Raw genomic sequence first — 10,826 nt, forward strand, 5'->3', positions numbered from 1 at the left:
TTCAAGAAAAATCCCAAAATTGGCTATAAATTACCCAGCTAATGCTCAACATGGCAGTGAAATTATAAATTCTGTACCGCGACCTAAAGTTGAGTTGACTTCGAGCGTACCAAAGTGTTGCTCAACTACAATCAACCGTGCGATCGCCAATCCTAATCCCGTTCCTTTCCCTACCGCTTTCGTCGTAAACAAATGATCGAATATTTTCTCTTTGACTGATTCACTCATACCCTTTCCATTATCAGTAATGGTAATTTTAGCCTGGTTATCTTCTAGTGAGGTTGTAATTGTAATGCGGTTGGGATTCGCCTGAATTTCCGCAAAACTTCGACCAGTATTTGATTCATCTAACGCATCAATCGCATTGGCTAGAATGTTCATAAATACCTGGTTAAGCTGTCCGGGGAAGCATTCGATCGCCGGAATATTGCCGTAGTCTTTCACTACTTCAATGGCGGGTCGCTCATCGTTCGCTTTCAATCGATATTTGAGAATTAAGAGCGTACTATCTATGCCCTCGTGGATGTTGAAGGGCGCTTTATAGTCTTTGTCAGCTCTAGAAAAGGTGCGGAGCGAAGTGCTGATACTTTTAATGCGATCGCATCCCACTTTCATGGAGTCAATCATTTTAGGCAAGTCTTCGATGATATAGTCTAAATCGATATCTTCGGCATGGTCTGCAAGCTCTGTTTCTGAGGCGCGATCGCGATAGAGATTGAGATGCTCCACTAAGTCTTCCACCGTTTGCTGGGTTTCATTCAAATTGCCCCAAATAAAGCCCACGGGGTTATTAATTTCATGAGCAACACCTGCTACCAGATTTCCGAGTGATGCCATTTTTTCGCTTTGCACCATTTGCAGTTGGGTGTTCTGCAAATCTGCCAGAGTCTGTTCGAGTTCCTGTGATTTTTGAATCACACCTGCTTCTGCTTGCTTGCGATCGGTAATATCAATCAGCATTCCATCCCAAACGGTTTCTCCGTCTTCTCTACGTTCTGGCTGAGCAGCGGCTTTCACCCATTTCACTTTCCCATTGGGAGTAATAATCCGCCACTCATGTTGAAATTGGGTGAGCGTTTGAGCGGACTCGATAACTGCCCGAAACGTCTCTGCTCGATCGTCGGGATGTTCAAAATCGCGTAGGCTGTATTTTCCTACCATCACATCCTCTGCCGCCACTTCATAGAGTGTTTGACATCCAGAACTGACGTAGGGCACTGAAGCAGAACCATCGGCTTGAATCCGAATCTGATAAATCAAGCCAGGTACGTTATTGGCAAGTTTCTGAAAGCGGGCTTCACTATTCTTTAACTCTTCCAGAGACTGTTCTAGCTGTTGAGCATAGTTCTGAGATCGCTCGTAAAGTCGAGCATTTTCTAAGGAAATCGCCGCTTGAGCGCAAAGTAAGTTAAGTAGTTCAACGCGATCGCTTGTAAATGCTCCCGTAACTAAATTGTTTTCTAGATATAAAATGCCCATCAGCTTCCCTTGATGCAAAATCGGACTACACAAGATACTCTTCGGCTGCTGACGCATGATATATGGGTCATTTATTAAAGTCCGCTCGGTCGTCGCATCCAGCAGCACAACAGTCTGCCTGTTGTGCTTGACTTTGTAAATCAGCTTCAGGGGAATTTCTTGACTCTCTTCAATGGGAAGACGCTGCAAGACAACTGGCTTGGAACCCTCGGTAATTGACCCTTTAATTAACAGGCGATCGTCTCGCAAGAGCATGAACACGCATTTATCAGCCCCCGCATTTTCAATGACGATTGAAAGCAACGATGAAAGTAGCTTTTCGAGTTCGATTTCACCGGATATTGCTTGGGAAGCTTTGAGAATAGCAGCTAAATCTAAAGCCACAGAAACACTACTACTGGATGTGGCAGAACTGGTGGAGGTAACACTCCCTAAAGTGAAGATAGTTTCGTGAGTGGAGAGAGGAGAACGGATTTGCTCTAATATAGGTGCAAGCAGTTGCGGATAGCGAGCTTCTAGGTCAGCAACTTTGGCTTTTGCACCCCAACGAGCATAGGCATAGTAGGCTGCAATCATGTATTCCCCGGCTATGCGCTCTTTGCCCCAATCTAGGTAGAATTTAGCAGCCAGTTCGTTAGCAAGTGCTTCTTCTTGGGTATATTCGTTGGCTTTGGCAAGAGAAATCGCCTTGTCGTAAAACTCAATTGCTTCGGCTCTTTGTCCTAACACTCGACATTTTTCTGCCGCTACCAAATCAACCTTATGTTGATAATTCATGGGTGCATGATACGCCCATTGCTGTAACTTGGTTTGGTTTTCTATGACACCCTGCAATGCTTCTGATGTTTCATCTAACTCTGGATTCAATTGTGCCAGAGTTAGCAGAGACTCATAAAGATAAAATACTGGTTCGCTGACTAATCCCGCACCAGCCATAAAATAGCGCCTGACTTCAATAGCATGATTTTTCGCTGGCTCAATTTCTCCAAACAAGAAACAAAGCATCAGTTTATACAAATGGAAAATATACAATCCATATCCATCCTTGGCAGATTGTAGCTGCTGGAGAAATTCTGTTTCTTCAAGGGCTTTCCCAGACAAAAGGGTAGTATGTTCTGCAAGACCTAGCAAATTTAAAACAGGCTGCCAATAGATCCGGCAATAATTTGCGGTTGTCAATTGATTTAATTGCATCAAACTATGGCAGTAAGCGCAAATTTCCTGCTCTAACGTAGCCAGGGATTGACCACACCAAAAAGAATTGAGGCAAAAACTGTGGCCATTATACCCAGCAAGTACCAAGTTCCCAAATTCTATGGCAGTGATGTAACCTTCTTGCAACAGGGGTAGTGTTTCTTGAATGTGAGAGTTTCGGTGTACAACAAATAACCCCAAGAGCATCAAAACATCTGTTTTACTTGCTTTGGCATCGAGTTTTGAAATAATCTGGAGTGCCAAGAAACCAAACTGTGTTCCTGTATCCACGACTTGGAAGAAATTGCAGAGAATATTGCCATAGTTCACATAGCCGTAAGCAGAAATCGATGTGTTACCGTACTGAATGGAAAGTTTAACCGACAAAGTACTCAGCAATGGGAACAGCGCAGAGCCAGTGAGGTAAGCTGCTGGGCTGATGATACTGGCAATCTTAATAGTACCGAGTTTTTCCACATCCCTCATCTCAGGCAAGTTAACCAAATCGGCAATTTCCCTATTTCCAATAAGTTCCTCAATCTCTTGGATTTCCTGTTGAAGATCTGATCGTGTTGGTGTTTCAGGAAAGGTGACGCCAAGCTGTTGTAAAACTGGTTGGGCGATCGCGATCGCTGAGGTTAATTTACTTTGGGAAATATGAGATTGAATTCTAAAGCAGTAAACGTTGACTTTTTCAGGTAAGGAGCGTGCCTGTTGAATCACAATATCAATGAACTGTTCCATCGCCTCAAAATTACCGTTTAGCATTGCCACTTCCGCTGCTAATTCATACAAGGCTAGGGTCATTTCATACTGCTGCTGCCAAGTATTTTCTGCCAACAAAGACAATCCCACTGTGGCATATTCATGGGCGGCTTGATAGGCGGTTGAAGTTTTGGCTTTGCGACAGGCAATTAAATTGAGTTGGGCTAATTCTTCTCCTTCTGTTGGTTTGGTAATTAAAGCAGTTCCGTGATTTAATTGATTGACAATTTCAAAAATACGGTCTTCTCTTGCTTGTGCGGAAATCTGTTGCAGCAGCAGTTGTCCGATTTGGTAATGAGTCGCCTGTTTTTGGTCGTCTGGAATTAGGGAATAGGCTGCTTGTTGAACGCGATCGTGTAAAAATTTGTAGGAGGTAACATTTTGAGAATTTTCTGGCGTAACGGCTTGAGTTTCTTCCCCTAGATAAAATTTATAAACATCACCGATCGGTAAAATCAAACCTTCTTGTAATGATTTCCATAGATTGGCTGCGGTTTCTACATCTGAGTGTTCTGAAACAATTGCTAATGTTGCTAGATCGAACTGATTGCCAATACAAGCCGCTAACTTCAGAATATTCTGGGTTACTAAGGGTAACTTCTCTAACTGCAACGCCATAAATTCTACAACATCATCGGTCAAGGCTTGTTGATTAATTTTGGACAGATCGCATTGCCAACAGCCTAACTCCAAGTTAAATTGAATGAGATTTTCTTCGTGTAGGGCTTTGAGAAATTGGGTGGCAAAAAATGGGTTGCCTTTAGTTTTTTGAGAGACTAATTGTGAAAGGGGTAATGCCAAATTTTCGGTACTTTTTAGGGTATCAGCGACTAATTGATTGATTTGGCATTGACTCAGGGGTGTTAAAGTAATAGTATTAATGGCTGCTGGGTTTTTTTGAATTTCGCTCAAAGTCAGCATTAATGGATGGGCTGGATTGACTTCGTTATCCCGATAGGCACCAATGATGAAAAGATGATCTGTATCAGCCATTAATAGCTGCATCAACTTTAATGATGCTGAATCAGCCCATTGTAAATCATCTAAAAACATCACTAATGGATGTTCGGCGCTAGTAAAGACTTGGGTGAATTTTTGAAACAATAAATTAAAGCGATTTTGGGCTGGCGCTCCTGATAATTCTACTGCTGATGGTTGTTCACCAATGATTTTTTCTAATTCGGGAATGACTTCAATAATTACCTGACCGTTGTCTCCGACAGTTTCTAATATTTGATTTTTCCATTGCTCTAGTTGGACATCACTTTCGGTTAACAATTGCCCCATTAAATCCCGAAATGCTTGGACAAAAGCAGAGAAGGGAATATTGCGTTGAAATTGGTCAAATTTTCCTTTGATAAAATAACCGCGTTGCCGAACAATTGGTTTATGAACTTCGTTGACAACGGCGGTTTTACCAATACCCGAAAAACCTGCTACCAGCATCATTTCTGTTGCACCAAGACTGACTCGCTCAAATGCTTGCAGTAAAGTTTCTGCTTCGGTTTCTCGTCCGTAGAGTTTGTCGGGGATGATGAAGCGATCGCTCCTATCCCGTTGTGCAATTTTAAAGCTCTGAATTTTCTCAGTTTTTTGTAGTTGATGTAAACATTTTTTTAAATCATATTTCAGTCCTAATGCACTTTGATATCTATCTTCGGCGTTTTTTGCCATCAATTTACTGACAATCTCTGAGACTATCGAGGGGAGTTGTGGGTTATTTTTATGTACTAATGGTGCTGCTTTGGCAATATGACAATGTACCAACTCCATTGGGTCATTTGATTCAAATGGTAATTTCCCTGTGAGTAATTCGTAGAAAGTCACACCCAAAGAATAAAAGTCACTTCGATAGTCAATCCCCCGATTCATTCGACCAGTTTGTTCTGGGGAAATATAAGCAAGTGTCCCTTCTAATACATTGGGATTTATCAAAGTTTGTGTTTCTCTTGGAAGTAAAGACGCAATACTAAAGTCAATTAATTTGACTTGTTTGGTTTCGGGATTAATTAAGATATTGCTGGGTTTGATGTCTTTGTGAATAATGCGCTCTCGGTAGAGAATATCTAAGGTATTGCATAGTGCGATCGCGATTTCCAAAAACTCTCTCAAAGATAGTGCGTTTTTCCCTTTAATCGCCCATTCCTGAAGCGAAATTCCCCCAAAGTCTTCCATGACTAATGCATAGCCATTTCGAGAGGGTTCGAGACTATACGTTTGGATGATTCCCGGTTGACAAAGGTTTTTAGCTATGGTATATTGATTGCGAAATTGCACCAGCTCGCTAAAGGTGGGATACTCGTTTTTCAGCAGTTTGATGACGACAGGTAATCGGTCACTGGTACGGATGGCCCGATAAACTAAGGTGCGACTTCCTGAATAAACTGTTTGGAGAATTTGATAGTTGGGAATTTGAATGCTTATGTTTTGGTTGCGGTTTTGGTGAGAGTTATTCATGGTTGTTGTTATTTGGTAATTGGTGGGTTAACGAGCGGGTAAATGGGTCTGAAGAAGAGAAAAAAATTAACTTTTTTGTTAGGCATTAGTGGGTAAGGTGATGATAAATTCTGTTCCGGCTCCCTGTCGAGAGTTGATGTGAATAGAACCGCTATGTTTCTCAACTACAATCTGCCGTGCGATCGCCAAACCCAATCCCGTGCCTTTGCCCACTGCTTTCGTTGTCAATAAATGAGCGAATATTTTTTGTTTGACATCCCAACGGGCTTAGCAGTAAGAAGATTCTTTAGGCTCTAATATAGCTGATAGGAATCTCGATCGCTAACTCTGTACCATCTCCAACTCTAGAATTACAGGTTAATTTACCGCCATGTTTTTTGACAATACCATAGCTAACAGATAAACCTAAACCTGTACCGCTACCCACTGGTTTAGTTGTAAAAAAGGGATCGAATATTCTGGATTGAATACTCGCCGGGATACCAGCACCATTATCAGAGATTTTAATTCTAACCCTGTCTTTTTCTATGACTTCAGTCTGAATCATGATTACAGGATTTTTTTCTGTTTTATTAATTGATTGAAGAGCATCAATAGCGTTACTGATAATACTCAGAAATACTTGATTTATCTCACTAGCATAACAAATGACATTGGGCAGATTTCCATAACTTTTAATAACTTGTATTTCTGATTTGCCATCGCTTAGTCTTAAGCGAGTTTGTAAAATTAGCAAAGTGCTTTCTATTCCGGTATGTAAATCTACTGCTTTCATCTCTGCCTCATCTAAGCGGGAAAAGTTACGCAAACTCAGGATAATTTGGCTAATGCGATCGCTCCCTGATTTCATAGATTCTAGAATTTTAATTAAATCTTTCCAGATAAATTCTAAATCCATTTCTTCTATTTTTGCTTGAATTACTCCACGGGCTTCAGGATACTCTTGTTGATAAATATCAAGTAAAATAAGCAAATCTTTGACATAATCCTCTATATGTGCAACATTACTGCGAATAAATGTTACTGGATTGTTAATTTCGTGAGCAATCCCAGCTACCAGTTGACCGAGAGATGACATTTTTTCGCTCTGAATTAATTGTGCTTGGGTTTGTTGTAAGTTTTTAAATGCTTGCTCTAAATCAAAAGCTTTTTGGCTTAAATCTTCCGTTTTTTGCGCTACTTCTGCTTCTAAGCTTTGGGAATATTTTTCTATTTGTTTATATAAACGAGCATTCTCAATAGAGATCGCCGCTTGAGCTGCGAGTATCTGGAGAATTTCTACTCGCTCATTAGTAAATGCTCCCAGTGTTAAGTTATTTTCTAAGTAAACAATACCGACGAGTTTTCCTTGGCGAATAATTGGAGTACATAAAACTGATTTAGGTTGATGAGCAATAATATAGCGATCGCCTGCAAATTGGTCGGCTGTACTTAAGTTATCAAAAACAGCCGTCGCTTGAGTTCGTGCCACCGCATAAATTAAACTATGAGGAATTTCCTGATATTGTTCCAGAGGAATTTCTAATATTTTTGTCTGCTTTTGTGCGGTTTGAGCGACGACTAACCATTGTCGGTCTTGGCGAAGCACTAAACAACCGATTTGTGCTCCCCCATTCGCAAGCGTAATCTGCATCAAAGTGGCTAACAGTTTCTCTAATTCAATTTCTTGTGAAATAGCTTGTGCCGCCATCATTACTGCTGGAAAATCTAACCATACATTCTCGCTACTACTGACGCTAGCTAGGCTTCCCATCCAGGTAGGGTTGATTGTTGTCCCAGATGTGATTACAAAGTTAGCAGGTTGGAGAATAGCTTTCAGTAGTTGTGGATAATGTTGTTCTAAATAAGCGACTTTAGCCTTTGCACCCCAACGGGAATAACAGTAATACGCCTCAATCATGTAAGATTGTGCAACTTTTTCTTTCCCCCAATCTAAGTAGAATTTTGCAGCGAGTTCGTTGCCTAAAGCTTCTTCTTGGATATATTCGTTTTTCTTGGCTCCGGCAATTGCGCGATCGTACCAATCTCCAGCTTCATAATTCTTGCCTAAAACCCGGCATTTTTCTGCTTCTACCAAGTCAATTTTATGTTTGTGATTCATCGGCGCCTGGTGTGCCCATTGAGCCAAAGTGGTTTGATGGGTTTCTGCCAAAGCGAGACTGTTCGCTTGCTCAATTTCTGACTGCTTAGAGCAGACTGCCAAGCAGGTTAACCCGGCATAGAAATGGAAAACCGGAGTATGAATCATTGCTGCCGCCACCCTCAAATAGAGGCTTGCTTGAGCAATGTAGTCTAGGGCGTTGGTGTAGTTGCCAAAGAGATAGGCAAGCATTAGTTTGTAGTTATAGGCAAGAGCGAGTGCAGTAAGCTCTCTATTCTGATTATGCTGAGGAAACATCACGGTTTCATCATAAGCCTGACCGATTAACAAATCCGGTTGATTGACAATTTCCCTCAAATTCTGCACCGTCTGTTGTGTCATCTTCACGTAAAACATAGGAGAATATTGCTTCACAGTCGTTAAGACAACACAGTAATTTTCTATTTCTGCGTGCCAATCATCAATCTCTACCCCTGAAAAAAAATTATTATATAAATAACTACTGACGCAGTAGCCAGCATTGAGAAAATCACCTGTTTCCATTCCGACTAAATACCCTTCTTTCGCAGTTGGGATTGTTGCCCTCAGTGGTTCTTGACGATGCTGAATAAAACAGCCAAACCAAAGTAAAGTGATACATTTAAATTCTGGCCAATTCAACTGATTGAGTAAGCTCAGTGCTACTCGCCCAAAGCGATAACCTTTTTCTACTGCTCCGAAAAAACCAGACAGCACAATGCCATAACCCACATACCCGATTGTTGATGCTGGTGCATTGCCAAATTGAAGTGATATACTGACCATTGTGGCACAAAGGAGAGGCTGCAAGGCAGGATTTCCCATAAAAATAGCCGGAAACAAGATGCCTAACAATTGCATCGCCGCGATTGTCCGAGGATCGCTCATCACGGGAAGGTTAACCAGTTCCTCGATCTGTTTGCCCTCCAGTTGGTTGGCAAGGTTTTGTAATGCAATGCGTGTCAATGCTTCGTCAGTTTCATAGGGGAGTTCAATCCCCAATTGTGCTAGGGCATTGGTGCCGATAGCTATCGCTTCTAACATCTGACTCTGAGTTGTCAGTGCGTTAATTTGAATCTCAAATATCTTGACTTTATCTAGTATTGTTTTCGCCGATCGCAAAACCTGGGCTGCCATTTCTTCCATGCCATTAAAATCGGCATTTAAGTAAGCCGTTTCAGCCGCAGCCACATAAAGATTCAGGGTTAATTCATACTGAGTTTGCCAACAGTTTTCAGTGAGTAACTCCAGCCCTGTTTTCACAAAACTTCTGGCGCCTGCATAGGCTGTAGAATTTCTGGCTTTCTGTCCTGCTGCTAAGTTCAATCTGGCTAAGGCTTCCCGTTCCTCTGCTTGAGTCATGAACTCAATTCCTAAATTTAAATGCCCGACAATATCAAACAGCTTTTCCTCTTTTTCTATCTCTGATAAGTTTTGTTGGAGTAGTTGCCCAATATGGTAATGGGTCTGCTGTTTTTGCTCGTCAGGAATCAATGAATAAGCCGCTTGTTGGACGCGATCGTGTAAAAATCGATAAGTCGGATTAGCGGAATCATTAAAAACTTCCTCGCTATCAGATTGCGTAAAGAACTTATAGATTTCGGTAGTAGGAATTACCAAACCTTCCTGCAAGGCTTTCCATAAAGCTGTGGCGCTACTGTCTGGTGATTTCTCACTGACAATTGCTAAGGTATTCAAATCAAACTGCGCCCCTATACAAGCCCCTAGTTTGAGACTATCCTGAGTTTCTGGCGGCAATTTCTGTAATTGCAATGCCATGAATTCAACGACATCATCAGTAATTGCTAAGGCCTTCACTTGGGCAATATCGCATTGCCAATATTGAATCTCGAAATCAAAGCTAATTAACTTGTCATCATGTAATGCTTTGAGAAACTGAGTAGCAAAAAAAGGATTACCTTGAGTTTTTTGATAGACCAATTTTGTTAAAGGCTGGGCTAGAGATGATTCACAATTCAGTGTATCTGCCACCAACTGATTCATATCAGGTTGCCTTAAGGGTGGTAAAGTAATTGTATTCACCGTTGCCCCAGTTTTGACAATTTCATCCACTGTTAAAATGAATGGATGTACGGGGGAGACTTCATTATCTCGATACGCACCTAGTATTAATAGATACCCAGCATCTTGCATCAATAATTTCAGCAAGTTCAGTGATGCGGAATCTGCCCATTGCAAGTCATCTAAAAACATGACTAATGGATGTTCTTTACTGGTAAAGACTTGCACAAATTTTTGCAACAGGAGATTAAAGCGATTTTGGGCGGCTGTTCCCGATAATTCAATGGCTGCTGGCTGTTTACCGATAATATTTTCCAACTCAGGAATTACGTCAATTAAGACTTGTCCGTTGTCTCCTAATGCAGTTAATATCTGGCTTTTCCATGTTTCTAATTGCCAATCTGATTCGGATAGCAATTGCCCCATTAAATCGCGGAATGCTTGCACAAAGGCGCTGAAGGGAATGTTGCGATGAAATTGGTCATATTTTCCTTTAATAAAATAACCGCGCTGGCGGACAATGGGTTTATGAACTTCGTTGATAACTGCGGTTTTTCCAATTCCTGAAAAACCCGCTACTAGCATGATTTCTGTTGCACCTTCGCTGACTCTTTCAAAGGCTTGTATGAGCGTTTTTACTTCGGTTTCTCGTCCATAAATTTTGTCGGGAATCAGGAAGCGATCGCATATATCCCGCTTTCCTAATTCAAAGCTTTCAATGTTTCCAGTTTCTTGGCACTGCTGCAAACACTTTTCTAAGTCATGTTTCAATCCCCAGGCACTTTGATAG

The 10,826-nt window shown here is 41.3% G+C and carries 3 protein-coding genes; all 3 read right to left on the bottom strand.

Annotated features, from left to right (window positions below; translation table 11 throughout):
• Window positions 1-45 precede the first annotated feature (45 nt).
• A complete protein-coding gene (locus QUA33_RS14630; RefSeq protein WP_333149191.1) occupies window positions 46-5,895 on the bottom strand; it encodes an AAA family ATPase in 5,850 nt (1,949 codons plus the stop codon).
• A 78-nt stretch (window positions 5,896-5,973) separates the two neighbouring features.
• Window positions 5,974-6,138: an ATP-binding protein gene (locus QUA33_RS14635; protein WP_333149196.1), complete on the bottom strand. Its 165-nt coding sequence runs from the start codon at window positions 6,136-6,138 to the stop codon at window positions 5,974-5,976.
• Between the two features lie 43 nt (window positions 6,139-6,181).
• A partial coding sequence (locus QUA33_RS14640; protein WP_333149192.1) for an AAA family ATPase occupies window positions 6,182-10,826 on the bottom strand: 4,645 nt, incomplete at its 5' end.

The sequence above is a fragment of the Microcoleus sp. Pol14D4 genome (assembly GCF_036701245.1).
GTDB lineage: Bacteria > Cyanobacteriota > Cyanobacteriia > Cyanobacteriales > Microcoleaceae > Microcoleus.